Origin of the sequence: Streptomyces longwoodensis (assembly GCF_001514125.1) — a bacterium.
Taxonomy (GTDB): domain Bacteria; phylum Actinomycetota; class Actinomycetes; order Streptomycetales; family Streptomycetaceae; genus Streptomyces; species Streptomyces longwoodensis.
On the sequence record NZ_KQ948551.1, the window covers coordinates 351,340 to 369,909 of the forward strand.

Sequence of the window (18,570 nt, forward strand, 5' to 3'; positions counted from 1 at the left end):
CTTACGTGGTGAGGGTCCCATGGTCTCCCGGCGGACCGTGCGGGAGCCGTGAAGCGCGGCCGTGGCGGACCGCGTGCCGCTCACCGCCGTCCGGGGACCCGCTGCGGTGCGGACGGCGTTGGATACAGTCGGCGGCGATGCACAAGACGCTGATCGTGACCAACGACTTCCCGCCCCGGCCGGGCGGCATCCAGGCCTTCCTGCACAACATGGCGCTGCGCCTGGACCCCGAGCGCCTCGTCGTGTACGCCTCCACCTGGAAGCGCGGCCGGGAGGGCGCGGAGGCGACGGCCGCCTTCGACGCGGAACAGCCCTTCACCGTCGTACGCGATCGTACGACGATGCTCCTGCCCACGCCCGGCGCGACCAGGACGGCCGTCCGGCTGCTGCGCGAGCACGGCTGCACGTCCGTGTGGTTCGGGGCCGCGGCACCGCTCGGCCTGATGGCCCCGGCCCTGCGCCGGGCGGGCGCCGAGCGGCTGGTGGCCACCACGCACGGCCACGAGGCCGGCTGGGCCCAGCTGCCCGCCGCCCGGCAGCTGCTGCGCCGGATCGGCGAGGGCACGGACACGATCACCTACCTCGGCGAGTACACCCGCTCCCGGATCGCCGCCGCGCTCACGCCCGCGGCGGCCGCGCGGATGGTGCAGCTGCCGCCCGGCGTCGACGAGAAGACCTTCCACCCCGGCTCCGGCGGCGACGAGGTGCGCGCCCGCCTGGGCCTGACCGACCGTCCGGTGGTGGTGTGCGTGTCCCGGCTGGTGCGGCGCAAGGGCCAGGACACGCTGATCCGGGCGATGCCCCGCATCCTGGCCGCCGAGCCCGACGCCGTGCTGCTGGTCGTCGGCGGCGGCCCGTACGAGAAGGACCTGCGGCGCCTCGCGGCCGACACGGGCGTGGCCGCCTCCGTCCGCTTCACCGGGGCGGTCCCCTGGGCGGAGCTGCCCGCCCACTACGGCGCCGGTGACGTCTTCGCCATGCCCTGCCGGACCCGGCGCGGCGGCCTCGACGTGGAGGGCCTCGGCATCGTCTACCTGGAGGCGTCCGCGACGGGTCTGCCGGTCGTCGCCGGCGACTCGGGGGGCGCCCCGGACGCGGTGCTCGACGGCGAGACGGGCTGGGGGGTGCGGGGCGGCTCGGCCGAGGAGACCGCCGAGCGCGTCGTCACCCTGCTGGGCGACGCGGAGCTGCGCCGCCGGATGGGCGAGCGGGGCCGCCGCTGGGTGGAGGAGAAGTGGCGCTGGGACCTCCTGGCCGAGAGGCTGAGGGAACTCCTCTGAGCCACCCGGCCCCGCGGCCGGGGGAGCCCCTCCGGGCGCACCCGGCCGCCAGGGGGCCCCGCCGCGCCGCTACTTGGCGTAGATCGCCTCGATCTCGTGCGCGTAGTCCTTGGCGACGACGTTCCGCTTGAGCTTCAGCGACGGGGTGAGGTGGCCCGAGTCCTCGGTGAACTGGGCGGACAGGATGCGGAACTTGCGCACCGACTCCGCCTTGGACACCGCCGCGTTGCCGTCGTCGACCGCCGCCTGGACCGCGGCCTGCAGGTCCGGGTCGTCCTTCAGCGACGCCGCGGTGGCGCCCGCCGGCTTGCCGTGCTCGGCGGCCCAACGGCCCAGGAACTCCTCGTCGATGGTGACCAGCGCGCCCACGAACGGCCGCCCGTCGCCCACCACCATGCACTCCGCGACCAGCGCGTGCGCGCGGATGCGGTCCTCGATGACGGCCGGGGCGACGTTCTTGCCGCCCGCCGTGACGATGATCTCCTTCTTGCGGCCCGTGATCCGCAGGTAGCCGTCCTCGTCCAGGGTGCCGATGTCCCCGGTGTGGAACCAGCCGTCGGCCAGCGCGTCCGCCGTGGCGGCCGGGTTGTTCCAGTACTCCTTGAACAGGTGCTCGCCGTGCAGCAGCACCTCCCCGTCGTCGGCGATCCGCACGACCGAGCCGGGCAGCGGCTGGCCGACCGTGCCGATCTTCTGGCGGTCCCAGGGGTTGAACGCGGTGGCCGCGCAGGACTCGGTCAGGCCGTAGCCCTCCAGCACCGTGAAGCCGATGCCGCGGAAGAAGTGGCCGAGGCGCTCGCCCAGCGGGGCCCCGCCCGAGATGGCGTACTCGCCCCGCCCGCCGAGCACCGCGCGCAGCTTGCCGTAGACCAGCTTGTCGAAGACCTTGTGCTTGATCCGCAGGCCCATCGACGGACCCGAGGGGGTGTCCAGCGCCTTGCTGTACGCGATCGCGGCGTCAGCGGCCTTGTCGAAGATCGCGCCCTTGCCGTCGGCCTGCGCCTTGGCGCGCGCCGAGTTGTAGACCTTCTCGAAGACCCGCGGCACGCCCAGGATCAGCGTCGGCCGGAACGCCGCCAGCTCGTCGGTGAGGTTCTTGATGTCGGGGACGCACCCCAGCTTGATCGGCGCCATCATCGGCGCGACCTGCACCAGGCGCCCGAAGACGTGCGCGAGCGGCAGGAAGAGCAGCACCGAGCACTCGCCGGTGCGGAACAGCGGGCGCAGCCGCTCCACGACGTTGCCGCACTCGGCGAAGAAGGCGCGGTGGGTGAGCACACAGCCCTTCGGGCGGCCGGTGGTGCCCGAGGTGTAGACGATGGTCGCCGGGTCGTCGGCGCGCGCGACCGAACCGCGCTCCTCGACCGTGGCGTCGCTGATGTCCTTGCCGGCCCGGCCCAGCTCCTCGATCCCGCCGGCCTCGATCTGCCAGACGTGCTTGAGGGTGGGCAGGGTGTCGCGCACCGACTCCACGGCGGCCGCGTGGCCGGTGGTCTCCACGACGCACGCGGTGGCGCCCGAGTCGGACAGGATCCACTGCACCTGCTCCGGGGAGCTGGTCTCGTACACCGGCACGGTGACCGCGCCCGCGCTCCAGATGGCGAAGTCGAGCAGCGTCCACTCGTAGCGGGTGCGGGACATCAGGGCCACCCGGTCGCCCGGCTGCACGCCGGAGGCGATGAGGCCCTTGGCGGCGTCCTGCACCTCGGCGAGGAACGCGGACGCCGTCACGTCCTGCCAGGCCCCGCCGACCTTGCGGGCGATCACGGCGACGTCAGGGTGCTGCGCGGCGTTTCTGCGGACGATGTCGGTCAGATTGCCGTCCGCAGGGACCTCGTACAAAGCCGGAAGGCTGAACTCGCGCAAGACTGCTGCTCCTCATAGGGCGCCGGCGCCACGACGTTGTGTGATGCGACGGTGCGGTCCACGGCTCGGGCGGTGCTCGCGCATTCAGATGTTGAATTGCTGAGCACGACTGGACTGCCCGGACGTTACCCGCCGGTATGGCTTCTTCGACAGGGGGTCCCGGCGAGATGTTCGCTGCGTCACACGGATGGGGGTTGCTCCGCGTACGGTAGTCCACCCACCAACTGACTCACCAGTAACCGCAGGTCCGGCCGACTCTGTCCACCCGCGCCGCACACGCCCTACGCTTGATCGCCATGGCATCCACACCGGCCCGCACCCGCACGCGCGTCCACGTGGTCAGCGACGTGCACGGCAACGCCAGCGACCTCGCCCGGGCGGGCGACGGCGCGGACGCACTCGTCTGCCTCGGGGACCTCGTCCTCTTCCTCGACTACGCCGACCACTCCCGCGGCATCTTCCCCGACCTCTTCGGCGTGGAGAACGCCGACCGGATCGTCGAACTGCGCACCGCCCGGCGCTTCGAGGAGGCCCGCGCCTTCGGGGCCCGGCTCTGGGCGGGCGTCGGCGACGACCGGGCCGCGGTCATCGAGCAGGCGGTGCGCAAGCAGTACGCCGAACTGTTCGCGGCCTTCCCCACCCCGACCTACGCCACCTACGGCAACGTCGACATGCCCCCGCTGTGGCGGGAGTACGCCGGACCCGGCACCACCGTGCTGGACGGCGAGCGGGTCGAGATCGGCGGCCGCGTCTTCGGCTTCGTCGGCGGCGGCCTGCGCACCCCGATGCGCACCCCCTACGAGATCAGCGACGAGGAGTACGCCGCGAAGATCGAGGCGGTCGGCGAGGTGGACGTGCTGTGCACCCACATCCCGCCGGAGGTGCCCGAGCTGGTCTACGACACCGTCGCGCGCCGCTTCGAACGGGGCAGCCGCGCCCTGCTGGAGGCGATCCGGCGCACCCGCCCGCGCTACGCCCTGTTCGGCCACGTCCACCAGCCGCTGGCCCGGCGCATGCGGATCGGGGCGACCGAGTGCGTGAACGTCGGCCACTTCGCCGGGACCGGCGAGCCGTGGGTGCTGGAGTGGTGAGACGCCGCCGCGCAGGCGGTGAAGGCGGCAGGTCAAACGCGCGGTAGCCTTCACGCTGCACACGCGTGCGCACGCTTGGCGCACGGGACACTCTTCAGCGGTTTTCCAGCGGCCCGCATCCGGAGGAGCCACGGCGATGGCGGAACACACCAGCTCGAGCATCACGATCGAGGCGGCACCGGCCGACGTGATGGCGGTCATCTCCGACTTCGCGCGCTACCCCGACTGGACCGGCGAGGTGAAGGAGGCGGAGGTCCTCGCGACCGACGCGGCCGGCCGCGCCGAGCAGGTGCGGCTCGTCATGGACGCCGGGGCCATCAAGGACGACCAGACCCTGGCCTACACCTGGACCGGGCAGGACGCGGTCTCCTGGACGCTGGTGAAGTCGCAGATGCTGCGCTCCCTGGACGGCTCCTACGTGCTGCGGCCGGCCGGCGCCGGGGCGACCGAGGTCACCTACTCGCTGACCGTCGACGTCAAGATCCCCATGCTCGGCATGATCAAGCGCAAGGCCGAGAAGGTCATCATCGACCGTGCCCTCGCGGGGCTGAAGAAGCGGGTCGAGTCGGGCACGTAGCGGCTCCCCGGGGCGGCCGCGCCCGTCCACTACCGTTCACCCCCATGCGCACCCTCTTGATCACCGGCCCCGGCGGCAGCGGCCGTACGACGGTCGCCGCCGCCACCGCACGCGCCGCCGCCCGAGAGGGCATCCGCACCCTCGTGCTCGGCGCCGACCGCGGCGACACCCTCGGTGCCGCGCTCGGTGTGCCGACCGGACCGGTGCCCGTGACGGCCGGACCGGGGATCACCGCCTGGCGGCCCGACCCGGCCGCCGCGTTCCGCGCCGACCTCACCGCGTTCCAGGAGCGGGCCACCACCGTCCTCGACCTGCTCGGCGCGCAGCGGCTCGACCCCGAGGAGGTCACCCCGCTGCCCGGCGCCGAGGAGCTGTCCCTGCTGCGCGCCCTGCGCGACGCGGCCCTCGCCGAGCGCCACGACCTGCTCGTCGTCGACCTGCCCCCCACCCACCAGGCCCTCGCCCTGCTCGCGCTGCCCGAGGAGCTGCGCCGCTACCTGCGCCGTCTGCTGCCCCCCGAACGGCAGGCCGCCCGCGCCCTGCGCCCGGTCCTCGGCCGCCTGGCCGGCGTGCCCATGCCCGCCGAGTGGCTCTACGACACCGCCGCCCGCTGGGACCTGGAACTGGCCGCCGTCGAGGCCGTCGTGAACGACCCCGGCACCGTCGTCCGGCTCGTCGCCGAACCCGGGCCGGCCGGCGCCGACGCCGTCCGTGAGGCGGGCCTCGGCCTCGCCCTGCGCGGCCTGCGCACCGAGTCCCTGGTCGCCAACCGGGTCCTGCCCGAGGACGGGGCGTCCGGTCCCTTCGCGGAGCTGGCCGCCCAGCAGCGCAAGACCCTCGCCGAGTGGCAGGCGGCCGGCACCGCCGTGCACACCGTCGCCCACCTCGGCCGCGACCCGCGGGGCCCGGACGACCTCGCCGCGCTCGCCGCCCCGGCCGTCAACCCCGGCCGTCACCCGGTCGAGTGGCCGGTGCACGACCGGCTCGCCGACGACGGCGTGCTCGTCTGGGACATCCCCCTGCCCGGCGCCATACGCGACGCCCTCGACCTGGTCCGGCGCGGTGACGAACTCCTCGTGACGGCCGGGCCCTTCCGCCGGATCGTCCCCCTGCCCTCGGCGCTGCGCCGCTGCACCGTCGCCGGCGCCGCCCTGCGCGAGGGCGTCCTGCGCATCCGGTTCGCCCCCGATCCCGCCCTGTGGCCGCGGACCCCGTGAAGGCGCTACCGCCGTTCGGGTAACGTCGGAGGGACGAGCCGTAGTCAGGAGTCCGTCATGAGCAGCGAAGACCGACCCGCCCCCGACGGCGCCGCGGACGAGCCCGTCGAGCGGACCGAGCAGGCCGAGCGGACCGAGCAGGCGGAGCGGACCGGGCGCGCCACCGACGCCGACGCCTGGGCCACCGCCTGCGCCGAGGACCTGGCCGCCGAGAAGGCCCGCCGCCGCACGCAGCACGGCCCGCCCCCCGGCTCCGCCGCCGAGGAACTGCGCAAGCTGGTCGACACCGTCGCCGACAAGCTCGCCGGCCTGCAGTCCCCGCTGTTCGGCGCGGTCGCCGGGCCCGCCGCCCAGCAGGTGGTGCGCCAGGTCGTCCAGCAGGCCAAGTCCGCCGTCGAACCGGTCATCGAACGCAATCCGGACGTCTTCGACCACCTCGCGGCCGCGGGCGGCGAACTCCTCGCCGCCTACCGCTCCGCCGTGCAGGCCCAGGAGAAGCGCTGGACCGCGGGTGAGCGGGACCTCGGCGACCTCGACGACCTGCGCGGCCCCGGCGACGACGGCCCCTCGGGCGCCGGCCCCGGCCAGCGCATCGACTTGGACTGAGTCCCCTCGGGTACGGTTGGCCGTAGCGGGGCACGACCGGAACTGAGGGATTCATGGGACTCACCATCGGCGTCGACATCGGCGGCACGAAGATCGCGGCCGGCGTGGTCGACGAGGAAGGCAACATCCTCTCGACCTTCAAGGTGCCGACCCCCACCACGCCCGAGGCCATCGTGGACGCCATCGCCTCGGCGGTGGAGGGCGCGCGTGCGGGGCACGAGATCGTCGGCGTGGGCATCGGTGCCGCCGGGTACGTCAACCGGCAGCGCTCCACCGTGTACTTCGCCCCGAACATCGACTGGCGCAACGAGCCGCTGAAGGACGAGGTCCAGGAGCGCACCGGCCTGCCGGTCGTCGTGGAGAACGACGCCAACGCGGCCGCCTGGGGCGAGTACCGGTTCGGCGCGGGCAAGGGCCACCGCAACGTCATCTGCATCACCCTCGGCACGGGCCTCGGCGGCGGCATCATCATCGGCAACAAGCTGCGCCGCGGCCACTTCGGCGTCGCCGCCGAGTTCGGCCACATCCGCATGGTGCCCGACGGCCTGCTGTGCGGCTGCGGTTCCCAGGGCTGCTGGGAGCAGTACGCCTCCGGCCGTGCCCTGGTCCGCTACGCCAAGCAGCGCGCCAACGCCACCCCCGAGCGGGCCGAGATCCTGCTGCGGCTGGGCGACGGCACCCCCACCGGCATCGAGGGCAAGCACATCTCCGTGGCCGCCCGCCAGGGCTGCCCGGTCGCCGTCGACTCCTACCGCGAGCTGGCCCGCTGGGTCGGCGCGGGCCTCGCCGACCTGGCCTCGCTGTTCGACCCGTCCGCGTTCATCGTCGGCGGCGGACTCTCGGACGAGGGCGAGCTCGTCCTCGACCCGATCCGCAAGTCGTACAAGCGCTGGCTGGTGGGCGGCAACTGGCGCCCGGTCGCCGACGTCCTCGCCGCCCGGCTCGGCAACAAGGCCGGTCTGGTCGGCGCGGCCGACCTGGCCCGGGAGCCCGACCCGATCATGTGACGGACCCTCGCTCCGCGGGACACCGCGCGGCCGGCCACGACCCGACGGCGGCCGCGCGGACCCGCGCCCGGGTCCGTGCGGTGTACGCGGCCGCGCGGGACCGGCGTCCGGCGGCGCGGGGCGTACATTGATCCACATGGAGCCGCTCCCCAACTCCCGTACCGAACCCGACGGTTCCGCCGTCGTCCGCGTCCTGAGCTACAACATCCGTTCGATGCAGGACGACACCGACGCCCTCGCCCGGGTCGTCTCCGCCTGCGCCCCCGACCTGGTCCTCCTGCAGGAGGCCCCCCGGTTCTTCCGCTGGCGCAAGAAGCTGGCCCGGCTGGCGAGCGCCTCCGGCCTGGTGGTCCTCTCCGGCGGCGGCACCGCGGCCGGACCGGCGCTGCTGTGCTCGCTGCGGGCCACGGTCGAGCGCACCGAGGACGTCCTGCTCCCGCTGACCCCCGGTCACGTCCGCCGCGGCCTGGCGACGGCGGTCGTCCGGCTCGGCGGCGCCCGCCTCGGCGTGATCAGCTGTCACCTCGGCCTCACCGCGAACGAACGGTACGAGCACGGCGGGCTGCTCCTGGACCACCTCGCCGCGCTGGGCGTGGAGCACGCGATCGCCGGCGGCGACCTCAACGAGGAGCCGGGCGGACGCACCTTCAGCCGCCTGGCCGCCGCCCTCCGGGACTGCCGGGCCGCCGCCCCCTGGGGCGCGGGGGACACCTTCACCCCGGCCGAGCCGCGCAAGCGCATCGACGCGGTCTTCGCGACCGCGGGCATCGAGGTGCTCGGCTGCGGCGTGCCCACCGAGGACGCGCTGCCCGGCCTGTCCCGGGCGGACCTGAGGGCGGCCACGGACCACCTCCCGGTCCTGGCCGCCCTCAGGGTGCCTGCCGCCGCCTAGCGCTCCGCGGGTGGCCGGTGTCGTGCGTGTGGCCGGTGTCTCAGACGACCGCGCCCCGGCCCGGGTCGCCGTCGTCCTCGTCGTCCGTCTTCATGCGGACCACCAGCGTCGCGAAGCCGCCGAGGAAGCCGCCGATGCCGGTGGTGGCCAGCCACCACGTCATGTCCCAGCGCAGCAGCACCGCCAGCAGGAGCAGCAGCGGCCCGCCGACCACCGCGAGCCAGGCGAACTTGGCCGTGGTGTCGGCCGCGGGCAGCGGCGGCGGCTCCGGCGGCACGAAGTGGCCCTCGTCGTCCTCCCCGAGGTCGTCCTCGGCCGGCTCGGGCGTCGAGTAGTCACGCGGGCCGACGCCGGGCGCGAAGGCCACCGAGCCGCCCAGCGACGCCGGCCGGGCGGGCTGCTCGGGCGCGGGCTCGTCGTCGTTGGTCTCCGGCTCCAGCAGCGCCAGGTCCTCCACCGACTTGAAGGGCTTGGCACCCGGCGGGTCCGGGGGCTCGTCGCCGTACCCCGCGACGATCGCCGCCCAGGCGGCCGCCTCGTCGAAGGGCACGCTCTGCTCCTCGGGCTCGGTGCCGTCCTCACGGTCGGAGTCGTGCTCAGCCACCTGCGGTCGTCCCTTCCTCACCGACACGGTCAGCGATCCGGTCGATGAACGCGAGGCTCTCCGCGAAGATCCGGTCCGCGTCGTGGTCCAACGTCGCCACGTGGTAGCTCTGTTCCAGCAGGATCTCGGTCACGTCCGTCGACGACACCCGGCCGAGGACCCGCGCCGAGTCCACGGCCGGCACCACGTGGTCCCGGAGGCTGCGCAACAGCAGCAGCGGCTGGGTCACCTGGGGAAGCTCGCCGTCCACCAGCCGGAAGAAGGACCGCAGGGAGTGCGCGGCGTGCAACGGCACCCGGTCGTACCCCAGTTCCGCCGAGGACTCCAGGGCGATGTCGCTCGCGATGCCCCGGGTGGTGCGCACCAGGTGCCGGGCCACCGGCAGGGCGTACGCCGACAGGCCGTGCACCTTGATCGCCGGATTGACGACGACCACGCCGCTGACCGCGTCCCCGTGCCGCGCGGCCAGCCGCAGGGCCAGCGCGCCGCCCATCGACAGGCCCGCCACGAACACCCGGGAGCAGCGCTCGCGCAGCAGGCGCAGCTCGCGGTCCACCTCGGCGTACCAGTCGGGCCAGGCGGTGACCGCCATGTCCTCCCAGCGCGTGCCGTGCCCGGGCAGCAGCGGCAGGGAGACGGTCAGGTCCCGCTCGGCCAGGTACCGGGCCCAGGGGCGCAGCGACTGCGGGGAGCCCGTGAAGCCGTGACACAGGAGGACCCCGGTCTCCCCGCCCTCGTGGCGGTACGGCTCGGCTCCAGGAAGGACCGGCACCTTCGGTCTCCTGTTCTTCATGAAGGGACGTGTGGTTCACCGTACGCGACCGCACTGACACCGACCAGGCCCGTCGGGCTCCGGGACGCCACTTGGGGTTAAGGTCTGTTCGACACACACAGGAGGCACTCGGTTGTTGTACGGCGCGATGAAGGTTTCCATCGGGGGGCCACTGAAGATGATCTTCAGGCCCTGGGTGGAGGGCCTGGAGAACGTCCCCGCCGAGGGTGCCGCGATCCTGGCGAGCAATCACCTGTCCTTCTCGGACTCGTTCTTCCTGCCCGCGGTCCTCGACCGCAAGGTGACGTTCATCGCCAAGGCCGAGTACTTCACCACGCCCGGCGTGAAGGGCCGGCTCACCGCCGCCTTCTTCAAGGGCGTCGGCCAGCTCCCCGTCGACCGCTCCGGCGCGCGCGGCGCGGGTGAGGCGGCGGTGCGCAGCGGCATGGAGGTGCTGGAGCGCGGTGAGCTCTTCGGCATCTACCCGGAGGGCACCCGCTCGCCCGACGGCCGCCTCTACCGCGGCAAGCCCGGCGGCCTCGCGCGCGTGGCGCTCGCCACCGGCGCGCCGGTGATCCCGGTCGCCATGATCGACACCGAGAAGATCCAGCCGCCCGGCCAGGTCATGCCGAAGGTCATGCGCCCCGGCATCCGCATCGGCAAGCCGCTGGACTTCAGCCGCTACCAGGGCATGGAGCACGACCGGTTCGTGCTGCGGGCGGTGACCGACGAGGTCATGTACGAGATCATGAAGCTCTCCGGCCAGGAGTACGTCGACATCTACGCGACCGCCGCCAAGCGGCAGATCGCCGACGCCGCCAAGGCCGAGAAGGAAGCGGAGAAGGCCGCGCGGGCGGCCCTCGCGCAGGCCGAGAAGGACCAGGCCAAGAAGGAAAAGGCCGAGGAACAGTAGCCGGGGCCCGAAGAGGCCGGGGACCAGGGGGTCGGGGGAGATGGCCGGACGTGAGCGCGTCCTGCGGATGTCGGTCGAGCTGCCGCTGTGGCGCGCGCTCACCGCGTACCGCGTACTGACCCTGCTCTACGCGGTCGGCCTGTTCGCCTCCGCCTACGACGACTACGACCGGCCCGGCGTCGCGATCGCCTACTACGCCGTCCTCGCCGTCTGGACCCTCGCCACCCTGCCCCGCGTCCACAACGCGGCCGCCTGCACCAAGCCCTTCCTCGCCGCCGACCTGGCCGTCGCGCTGACCGGCATCGTGCTGACCCCGCTGGTCGTCACCGACCAGCACATCCTGGACGGCGGCCCCACCCTGCCGTCGATATGGACCGCCGGCTCGGTCCTCGCCTTCGCGCTGCGGGGCGGCTGGCGCTGGGCCGTGCTCGCCTCCACGCCCGTCGCGGCCGCCAACCTGGTCGAACGCGGCCACCCGGCCCGCGACACCGTGCACAACGTGCTCCTGGTCTGGGTCGCCTCCATCGCCATCGGCTACGTCGTCGAGGTCGCCCGCGCCTCCGAGCGCACCCTCGCCCGCGCCCTGGAGATCGAGGCCGCCACCCGCGAGCGCGAGCGCCTCGCCCGGGACATCCACGACAGCGTCCTGCAGGTGCTGGCGATGGTGAAGCGCCGCGGCTCCGCCCTCGGCGGGGAGGCCGCCGAGCTGGGCCGGATGGCCGGCGAGCAGGAGGTCGCGCTGCGCACCCTGGTCTCCGGCGGGCTCGTGCCCGTCTCCCGGGTCTCGCACGACGCCGCCGAGGGAGCCCTGGTGCGCGAGGTCGAGGTGCCCGACGGTCCCGGCGCCGACGGCCCCGCCGACCTGCGCGCGCTGCTCGCGCCGTACGCCGCCGAACGGGTCAGCCTCGCCGGCCCGGGGGCGCCGGTGCTGCTGCCCCCGGCCGCCGCCCGTGAGCTGGCCGCCGCCGTCGGGGCCGCGCTGGACAACGTACGGCAGCACGCCGGCGACGACGCCCGGGCCTGGATCCTGGTCGAGGACGAACCCGGCGCGGTGATCGTCACCGTGCGGGACGACGGCCCCGGCATCCCCGAGGGCCGCCTCGCGCAGGCCGAGGGCGAGGGACGGCTCGGGGTGGCCCTGTCCATCCGGGGCCGGCTGCGCGACCTCGGCGGCAGCGCCGAGCTGGTCTCCACACCGGGGCAGGGCACGGAAGTGGAACTGACGGTGCCCAAGGACGCGGCGCCGACGACACCGCGGGGGAAGGCGGGACAGCGATGAGCGAGACCGGGACGGGGACGGACACCGGGTCCGTGAACGGGGACGGGGCGCCGATCCGCGTCATGGTGGTCGACGACCACCCCATGTGGCGCGACGCGGTCGCCCGGGACCTCGGCGAGGCGGGCTTCGACGTGGTCGCCACCGCCGGCGACGGCGACCAGGCGGTGCGCCGCGCCCGGGCCGCCGCCCCCGACGTCCTCGTGCTCGACCTCAACCTGCCCGCCAAGCCGGGCGTCCAGGTCTGCAAGGAGGTCGTCGCCGCCGACCCGGCGCTGCGGGTGCTGGTGCTGTCCGCGAGCGGGGAGCACGCCGACGTCCTGGAGGCCGTCAAGTCCGGCGCCACCGGCTACCTGCTGAAGTCGGCGTCCACCGAGGAACTCGTGGACGCGGTGCGCCGCACGGCCGTCGGCGACCCGGTGTTCACCCCCGGTCTCGCCGGTCTGGTGCTCGGCGAGTACCGCCGCCTGGCCGCCGAGCCGGCGCCCGCCGCGGACCCCGACCGGCCCGGGGCGCCCCGGCTGACGGACCGCGAGACCGAGGTGCTGCGCCTGGTCGCCAAGGGCCTGAGCTACAAGCAGATCGCCGAGCGGCTCGTCATCTCCCACCGCACGGTGCAGAACCACGTCCAGAACACCCTGGGCAAGCTCCAGTTGCACAACCGCGTCGAGCTGGTGCGGTACGCGATCGAACGGGGCCTGGACGACGAGTGAACGCGCGGCGCCCGGCAGCCCCGCGGCCGCGCCGGGCTGCCGGAAGGGGCCGTCGGCGGCCCCCTCGCCCCGCTAGCGTGGACCATGAAGCGTCGTCGGCCGGGCGGAGGCACCCCCATGCGCGTCGGAGTACTGACCGGAGGGCGCGACTGCCCGGGCCTGAACGCCGTGGTGCGGGCCGTGGTCCGCAAGGGCGTCCAGGTCCACGGGCACGAGTTCGTCGGCTTCCGTGACGGCTGGCGCGGCCCGCTGGAGGGGGAGACGGTCCCCCTCGACATCCGCGCGGTGCGCGGCACCCTCCCCCGGGGCGGCACCATCCTCGGCTCCTCGCGCACCGACCCGCTGGCCCGGGAGGACGGCGCCCGCCGCATCCACGACACCCTCGCCGAGCTCGGCGTGGAGGGCCTGATCGCGATCGGCGGCCGGGACACCCTGGGCACGGCGGCCCGCCTCGCGGACGGGCACGGGGTGCCCGTCGTCGGCGTGCCCAAGACCATCGACAACGACCTGCCCGGCACCGACCGCACCGTCGGCTTCGACACCGCCGTCGGCGTCGCCGTCGAGGCGATCGACCGGCTGCACACCACCGCCGAGTCCCACAAGCGGGTCCTCGTCGTGGAGGTCATGGGCGGCGAGGCCGGCTGGATCGCCGTGCACTCGGGGCTGGCCGGCGGCGCGAACGTGATCCTCGTCCCCGAGCAGCCCTTCGACGTCGACCGGGTGTGCGGCTGGGTGACCTCCCGCTTCCAGGCGACGTACTCGCCGATCGTGGTGGTCGCCGACGGGGCCGTGCCCAAGGAGGGCGAGGCGGCGCTCGGCCGGACGCCGGCCGGCACACCGGGCCAGGTGCGGCTGTCCGGGGTGGGGGAGTGGCTGGCCCGCGAGATCGAGCACCGCACCGGCAAGGAGGCCCGCACGACCGTGCTCGGCCACCTCCAGCGCGGCGGCTCGCCCAGCCCCGCCGACCGCTGGCTCGCCACCCGCTTCGGGCTGCACGCCATCGACGCCGTGCACGAGCGGGACTTCGGCACGATGGTCGCCCTGCGCGGCACCGACGTCGTGCGGGTCCCGCTGCGCGAGGCGACGGGCCGGCCGCGGACGGTGGACCCGGCGCTGTACGAGGAGATCGGGGTGTTCTTCGGCTGACCCGACGGGGCCGGACCGTCGAGCGGCGCACCCCGTGCGACCGGCGGGCCCGGGCGCCCCGCCGTATATTCGGCACCGTCGGCCCGTCCGGCACCGCCGGCCCGAGCGATCACGAGGGAGCGCGCGCGTGGAGATCCTTGCCTTCGGTGTGCAGGCCGACGAGCGGCCCCTGATCGAGCGGGCCTTCGCCGGGCACCACGACGTGCACTGCCTGGACGTGTTCCTCACCGAGGACACCGCACCCATCGCCCGGGGCCACGGGATCGTCTCCACCAGCGTCAACTGCGGCCTGGGCGACGGGGTGCTGCGGACCCTGGCCGCGGGCGGCACGCGGATGATCGCCCAGCGCTCGACCGGCTTCAACAACGTCGACCTGCCGGTGGCCGAGCGGCTCGGCATGACGGTCGCCCGGGTGTCCTCCTACTCGCCGTACTCGGTGGCCGAGTTCGCCTGGACCCTCGCGATGGCGGTCAACCGCCGGGTCGTGCGCGCCTCCACCCGCACCCGCGACTTCGACTTCCGCCTCGACGGGCTGATGGGCCGCGACCTGCACGGCCGCACCGTCGGCGTGCTCGGCACCGGCAAGATCGGCGAGGCGTTCACCCGCATCGCGCACGGCTTCGGCATGCGGCTGCTCGGCTGGGACGTCGCCGAGGACCCCGCCTGCCGGGACCTGGGCATGGCGTACGTCGCCAAGGAGGAGCTGCTCGCCGAGGCCGACCTGGTCAGCCTGCACGTCCCGCTGATGCCCGAGACCCAGCACCTGCTCGACGCGGCCGCGCTGAAGGCCATGAAGGACGACGCCATCCTGGTCAACTCCAGCCGCGGCGGCCTGGTCGACACCGCGGCCCTCGTCGCCGAGCTGCGCGAGGGCCGCTTCACGGGCGTCGGCCTCGACGTGTACGAGGCCGAGGCGGGCCTGTTCTTCCTCGACAAGTCCCTGGAGGCCATCGCGGACGACACCCTGGCCCGCCTGGTCACCTTCCCCAACGTCCTGGTCACCTCGCACCAGGCGTACTACACCGAGGACGCCGTCGGCCAGATCGTCGGGACCACCGTGCGCAACGTCCTCGACTACCTCGCGGGCCGCCGCTCCGAGAACGTCCTCGTGCCCCGCAGCTGACCCAGCAGCTCCCGCACGACGCCCGCGCCGTTCAGCGAGAGCACCGACTCCGGGTGGAACTGCACCCCGGAGAACCCCGGCCCGCGCAGCGCGTGCACCTCGCCGGCCGGGCTGCGGCTGACCTCGACGCCGTGCGCGGCCAGTTCGGCGGCCGCCTCGTCGTCGCAGCGGGCCACGAAGCTGTTGTAGAAGCCGACCGTCTCCGCCCGCCCGAACAGGTCGATCGTGGTCTGCGCCCCCTGGTACGGCACCTCCTTGCGCACGATGTCCAGGCCCAGCTCGGCCGCGAGCAGCTCGTGGCCCAGGCACACGCCCAGCACCCCGTGCCGGTGCCCGCGGACCACCGCGGCCGTCAGCTCCCGCAGGAACCGCATCTTGGGGTCGGCCAGGTCGGCGGGGTCGCCGGGACCGGGGCCGAGCACCACCGGCCCCTCGTGCGCGAGCACGGCCTCCCGCAGCCCGGGTGCGTCGTAGCGCCGCACGCTCACCTCGAGACCGGCCGAGCCGAGCACGTGGGCGAGCATCGCGGTGAACGTGTCCTCGCCGTCGACGACCAGCGCGTGGCCCTCCAGCGCGTCCGACCGCTCCTGCATCCGCAGCCAGAACGGCGCCAGCGAGGCGCGGCGCCCGTCCAGCGCGGCCCGCACGCGCGGGTCGTCGGCGAGCCGCCCGCGCGCGTGCTCCGGCCGCGGCCGGGACGGCCGCACGCCCAGGGCCGCGAGCACCCCCGCCGCCTTCGCGTGGGTCTCGGCGACCTCGCCCGCCGGGTCCGAGCCGCGGACCAGGGTCGCGCCCACCGGCACGCGCAGCCGGCCGTCGGCGCAGATGTCGGCCGTGCGGATCAGGATGGGCGAGTCCAGGGTCTGGGCGCCGCCCGCGTCCCGGCCGAGCAGGGCCAGCGCCCCGGCGTAGTAGCCGCGCCCGCCGCTCTCGTGGCGCTCGATCACCCGGCAGGCGTTCTGCACGGGCGAGCCGGTGACGGTCGCCGCGAACATCGTCTCCTTCAGCACCTCGCGCACGTCCAGCGACGACCTGCCGCGCAGCTCGTACTCGGTGTGCGCGAGGTGGGCCATCTCCTTCAGCCGCGGCCCGACCACCACCCCGCCCCGGTCGCCGACGGTGCACATCATCTTCAGTTCCTCGTCGACGACCATCGACAGCTCCTCGATCTCCTTGCCGTCGGCGAGGAAGCGCAGCAGGTGCTCGGGCGTCGGGCCGGCGTCCGGGTACCGGTAGGTGCCGCTGATCGGGTTCATCACGACGGTCCCGCCGGACATCCGCACGTGCACCTCCGGGCTGGCCCCCACCAGCGTGCGCTCCCCGGTGTGCACGACGAACGTCCAGTACGCCCCCCGCTCGCCCTCCAGCAGCCGCCGGAACAGCGCCAGCGCGTCGGCCCGGCCGAACCCGGGGACGTCACCCTCGTAGGTCCGCCGGATCACGAAGTTGGCGCCCTCCCCGCGGCCGATCTCCTCGCGCAGCACGCGCGCGACGATCTCGCCGTACTCCTCGTCACCGACGTCGAAGCCGCCCGCGCGGACGGTCACGTCGTGCTGCGGGAGACGGGCGAGCACCGCGTCGAGGGGCAGTGTGTGCGTCTCCTCGGGCGTCAGCACCGCGAGCGGGGTGCCGTCGTCGCGGACGTCGAAGCCGCGCTCGCGGATCTGCCGGAACGGCACGAGGGCCAGGCCCTCGTCGGGGAGGTCGGCGAGGCGCTCCACCGTGGTGACCGGGCCGACGAGCAGCTCGACCGCCGCCTCGTCGTGGCCCGGGGTGCGGCGGCGCAGCAGGGCGAACGGGCGGGTGTCGTCGAGCAGGTCGTCGAGCAAGCCGGGCAGGTGCATGGTCCGTACTCCTTCTCCGTGGGTGCGGTGGGAGGCGGGAGAGGAACGGACCCCGGGAAACGCCGAAGGCCGCCCCTCGGGCGGCCTTCGCGAAGTCGTGCGTACGCGCAGTCAGTGGGCCGCCGGATGAGCGGTCCACCACCAGTTCCGGGTCGAGTGCGCGAACATGCGACGCACCCTACCGCATGTCCGGGGAGCGTCCGACGTGTCTCATTTGCTGGGCACCGGCCGGAGGCCCCCACGGCACCCCGTAGTGTGGGGAGCGTGACCGTGAACGCTAAGACCAGCGCGAGCGCTGGCAACACCTGGCGAAACCTGCCCGCGGCGCAGCAGCCCGAGTACCCCGACACCGAGGCTCTGCGCGCAGTGATCGCGGACCTCGAGTCGTATCCGCCGCTCGTCTTCGCGGGCGAGTGCGACCAGCTGCGCGCCCGGATGGCGGCCGTCGCCAAGGGAGAGGCGTTCCTCCTCCAGGGCGGCGACTGCGCCGAGGCGTTCGACGGGGTGTCCGCGGACCAGATCCGCAACAAGCTGAAGACGCTGCTCCAGATGGGCGCCGTGCTGACGTACGCCGCGTCCGTCCCCGTGGTGAAGGTCGGCCGCATCGCCGGCCAGTACTCCAAGCCGCGCTCCAAGCCGAACGAGACCCGCGACGGCGTCACCCTGCCGGTCTACCGGGGCGACTCGGTCAACGGCTTCGACTTCACGCCCGAGTCCCGCATCCCGGACCCCGAGCGGCTCAAGCGCATGTACCACGCGTCGGCGTCCACGCTGAACCTGGTGCGCGCCTTCACCACCGGCGGCTACGCGGACCTGCGCCAGGTGCACGCCTGGAACCAGGACTTCGTGCGGTCCTCGCCGTCCGGTCAGCGCTACGAGCAGCTGGCGCGCGAGATCGACAACGCGCTGCACTTCATGCACGCCTGCGGGGTGGACCCGGAGGAGTTCAAGACGGTCGAGTTCTTCTCCTCGCACGAGGCGCTGCTGCTCGACTACGAGTCGGCGCTGACCCGCGTCGACTCGCGCACCGGGCGGCTGTACGACGTCTCCGCGCACATGGTGTGGATCGGTGAGCGCACCCGGCAGCTGGACCACGCGCACATCGAGTTCGCGTCGCGGATCAGCAACCCGATCGGCATCAAGCTCGGCCCGACGACCACGGCCGAGGAGGCGCTGCAGTACATCGAGCGCCTGGACCCCGAGCGCGAGCCCGGCCGGCTGACGTTCATCGTCCGGATGGGCGCCGACAAGGTCCGCGACAAGCTGCCCGAGCTGGTCGAGAAGGTCACCGCGTCCGGTGCCACCGTGGCCTGGGTGACCGACCCGATGCACGGCAACACCTTCGAGGCGGCCTCGGGCCACAAGACCCGCCGCTTCGACGACGTGCTGGACGAGGTCAAGGGCTTCTTCGAGGTCCACAAGGCGCTCGGCACCCACCCGGGCGGCATCCACGTCGAGCTGACCGGTGACGACGTCACCGAGTGCGTGGGCGGCGGCGACGAGATCTTCGTCGACGACCTGCACCAGCGCTACGAGACGGCCTGCGACCCGCGGCTCAACCGCAGCCAGTCGCTGGACCTGGCGTTCCTGGTCGCGGAGATGTACCGGGACCAGTGAGCGCGTAGCACCCGAGCACGTGCGTG

General features: G+C 73.9%; 18 protein-coding genes. 13 read left to right on the forward strand and 5 right to left on the reverse strand.

All coding sequences use genetic code 11. The annotated features are described in order from the left end of the window. The first annotated feature begins 137 nt into the window (after nucleotides 1-137). On the forward strand, nucleotides 138-1,280 hold the full coding sequence (locus tag AQJ30_RS10600; RefSeq protein WP_067231719.1) for a glycosyltransferase family 4 protein: 1,143 nt from the start codon (nucleotides 138-140) through the stop codon (nucleotides 1,278-1,280). A gap of 69 nt (nucleotides 1,281-1,349) precedes the next feature. Here the strand turns inward: AQJ30_RS10600 and AQJ30_RS10605 are convergent, their stop codons facing one another. Beyond that, entirely contained in the window at nucleotides 1,350-3,146 is a 1,797-nt protein-coding gene (locus AQJ30_RS10605) for an AMP-dependent synthetase/ligase (RefSeq protein ID WP_067231722.1), read from the reverse strand. Nucleotides 3,147-3,442: 296 nt separating this feature from the next. On the opposite strand from AQJ30_RS10605, the gene AQJ30_RS10610 reads away from it, so the two are divergent. The 6 genes from AQJ30_RS10610 to AQJ30_RS10635 all read left to right on the forward strand — a co-directional run bounded on the left by AQJ30_RS10610 (nucleotide 3,443) and on the right by AQJ30_RS10635 (nucleotide 8,536). After that, nucleotides 3,443-4,237: a metallophosphoesterase family protein gene (locus AQJ30_RS10610; protein ID WP_067231724.1), complete on the forward strand. Its 795-nt coding sequence runs from the start codon at nucleotides 3,443-3,445 to the stop codon at nucleotides 4,235-4,237. Nucleotides 4,238-4,373: 136 nt separating this feature from the next. After that, entirely contained in the window at nucleotides 4,374-4,814 is a 441-nt protein-coding gene (locus AQJ30_RS10615) for an SRPBCC family protein (RefSeq protein ID WP_067231727.1), read from the forward strand. A 44-nt stretch (nucleotides 4,815-4,858) separates the two neighbouring features. Next, on the forward strand, nucleotides 4,859-6,031 hold the full coding sequence (locus AQJ30_RS10620; RefSeq protein ID WP_067231730.1) for an ArsA family ATPase: 1,173 nt from the start codon (nucleotides 4,859-4,861) through the stop codon (nucleotides 6,029-6,031). A gap of 57 nt (nucleotides 6,032-6,088) precedes the next feature. Continuing rightward, entirely contained in the window at nucleotides 6,089-6,637 is a 549-nt protein-coding gene (locus tag AQJ30_RS10625; RefSeq protein ID WP_067231732.1) for a DUF5304 domain-containing protein, read from the forward strand. 53 nt (nucleotides 6,638-6,690) lie between these two features. After that, a complete protein-coding gene (locus tag AQJ30_RS10630; RefSeq protein WP_067231735.1) occupies nucleotides 6,691-7,644 on the forward strand; it encodes an ROK family glucokinase in 954 nt (317 codons plus the stop codon). Between the two features lie 136 nt (nucleotides 7,645-7,780). Continuing rightward, nucleotides 7,781-8,536, forward strand: coding sequence for an endonuclease/exonuclease/phosphatase family protein (locus AQJ30_RS10635; protein WP_067231737.1), 756 nt, complete (start codon nucleotides 7,781-7,783; stop codon nucleotides 8,534-8,536). A gap of 40 nt (nucleotides 8,537-8,576) precedes the next feature. Here AQJ30_RS10635 and AQJ30_RS10640 read toward each other — a convergent pair whose 3' ends face one another. Further along, entirely contained in the window at nucleotides 8,577-9,140 is a 564-nt protein-coding gene (locus AQJ30_RS10640) for a hypothetical protein (protein ID WP_067231739.1), read from the reverse strand. Further along, nucleotides 9,133-9,912: an alpha/beta hydrolase gene (locus AQJ30_RS10645; RefSeq protein WP_067231741.1), complete on the reverse strand. Its 780-nt coding sequence runs from the start codon at nucleotides 9,910-9,912 to the stop codon at nucleotides 9,133-9,135. The genes AQJ30_RS10640 and AQJ30_RS10645 overlap by 8 nt, the downstream gene beginning before the upstream one ends. A gap of 148 nt (nucleotides 9,913-10,060) precedes the next feature. On the opposite strand from AQJ30_RS10645, the gene AQJ30_RS10650 reads away from it, so the two are divergent. From AQJ30_RS10650 to AQJ30_RS10670, 5 genes are all read left to right on the forward strand, one after another. Continuing rightward, complete coding sequence (locus tag AQJ30_RS10650; protein ID WP_067231744.1) at nucleotides 10,061-10,825, forward strand: lysophospholipid acyltransferase family protein; 765 nt, start codon at nucleotides 10,061-10,063, stop codon at nucleotides 10,823-10,825. A 40-nt stretch (nucleotides 10,826-10,865) separates the two neighbouring features. Further along, nucleotides 10,866-12,104: a MacS family sensor histidine kinase gene (gene macS, locus AQJ30_RS10655; RefSeq protein ID WP_067231747.1), complete on the forward strand. Its 1,239-nt coding sequence runs from the start codon at nucleotides 10,866-10,868 to the stop codon at nucleotides 12,102-12,104. Next, nucleotides 12,101-12,814 (forward strand): response regulator, encoded by a 714-nt coding sequence (locus tag AQJ30_RS10660; RefSeq protein WP_067231749.1) that lies wholly within the window; start codon nucleotides 12,101-12,103, stop codon nucleotides 12,812-12,814. The genes macS and AQJ30_RS10660 overlap by 4 nt, the downstream gene beginning before the upstream one ends. 117 nt (nucleotides 12,815-12,931) lie before the next feature. Next, on the forward strand, nucleotides 12,932-13,960 hold the full coding sequence (locus AQJ30_RS10665; RefSeq protein WP_067231751.1) for a 6-phosphofructokinase: 1,029 nt from the start codon (nucleotides 12,932-12,934) through the stop codon (nucleotides 13,958-13,960). A 127-nt stretch (nucleotides 13,961-14,087) separates the two neighbouring features. Further along, complete coding sequence (locus AQJ30_RS10670) at nucleotides 14,088-15,083, forward strand: 2-hydroxyacid dehydrogenase (RefSeq protein WP_067231754.1); 996 nt, start codon at nucleotides 14,088-14,090, stop codon at nucleotides 15,081-15,083. Here the strand turns inward: AQJ30_RS10670 and AQJ30_RS10675 are convergent. Together AQJ30_RS10675 and AQJ30_RS40095 are read right to left on the reverse strand one after the other, a co-directional pair. Further along, nucleotides 15,035-16,927 (reverse strand): anthranilate synthase family protein, encoded by a 1,893-nt coding sequence (locus AQJ30_RS10675; RefSeq protein ID WP_067231757.1) that lies wholly within the window; start codon nucleotides 16,925-16,927, stop codon nucleotides 15,035-15,037. The two genes, AQJ30_RS10670 and AQJ30_RS10675, sit on opposite strands and share 49 nt — an antisense overlap. Nucleotides 16,928-17,038: 111 nt before the next feature. Next, the gene (locus AQJ30_RS40095) at nucleotides 17,039-17,095 is read right to left on the reverse strand and encodes a trp operon leader peptide (protein WP_073735655.1); all 57 of its coding nucleotides are present in this window, start codon (nucleotides 17,093-17,095) and stop codon (nucleotides 17,039-17,041) included. A gap of 96 nt (nucleotides 17,096-17,191) precedes the next feature. On the opposite strand from AQJ30_RS40095, the gene AQJ30_RS10680 reads away from it, so the two are divergent. Next, on the forward strand, nucleotides 17,192-18,544 hold the full coding sequence (locus AQJ30_RS10680) for a class II 3-deoxy-7-phosphoheptulonate synthase (protein WP_067231760.1): 1,353 nt from the start codon (nucleotides 17,192-17,194) through the stop codon (nucleotides 18,542-18,544). Nucleotides 18,545-18,570: the final 26 nt, after the last annotated feature.

Coding starts and splice junctions, on each gene's coding strand:
- AQJ30_RS10630 (WP_067231735.1), top strand. CDS start 6,691: ATGGGACTCACCATCGGCGTCGACATCGGCGGCACGAAGATCGCGGCC.
- AQJ30_RS10675 (WP_067231757.1), bottom strand. CDS start 16,927: ATGCACCTGCCCGGCTTGCTCGACGACCTGCTCGACGACACCCGCCCG.
- AQJ30_RS10615 (WP_067231727.1), top strand. CDS start 4,374: ATGGCGGAACACACCAGCTCGAGCATCACGATCGAGGCGGCACCGGCC.
- AQJ30_RS10660 (WP_067231749.1), top strand. CDS start 12,101: ATGAGCGAGACCGGGACGGGGACGGACACCGGGTCCGTGAACGGGGAC.
- AQJ30_RS10625 (WP_067231732.1), top strand. CDS start 6,089: ATGAGCAGCGAAGACCGACCCGCCCCCGACGGCGCCGCGGACGAGCCC.
- macS (WP_067231747.1), top strand. CDS start 10,866: ATGGCCGGACGTGAGCGCGTCCTGCGGATGTCGGTCGAGCTGCCGCTG.
- AQJ30_RS10650 (WP_067231744.1), top strand. CDS start 10,061: ATGAAGGTTTCCATCGGGGGGCCACTGAAGATGATCTTCAGGCCCTGG.
- AQJ30_RS10665 (WP_067231751.1), top strand. CDS start 12,932: ATGCGCGTCGGAGTACTGACCGGAGGGCGCGACTGCCCGGGCCTGAAC.
- AQJ30_RS10600 (WP_067231719.1), top strand. CDS start 138: ATGCACAAGACGCTGATCGTGACCAACGACTTCCCGCCCCGGCCGGGC.
- AQJ30_RS10620 (WP_067231730.1), top strand. CDS start 4,859: ATGCGCACCCTCTTGATCACCGGCCCCGGCGGCAGCGGCCGTACGACG.
- AQJ30_RS10635 (WP_067231737.1), top strand. CDS start 7,781: ATGGAGCCGCTCCCCAACTCCCGTACCGAACCCGACGGTTCCGCCGTC.
- AQJ30_RS10610 (WP_067231724.1), top strand. CDS start 3,443: ATGGCATCCACACCGGCCCGCACCCGCACGCGCGTCCACGTGGTCAGC.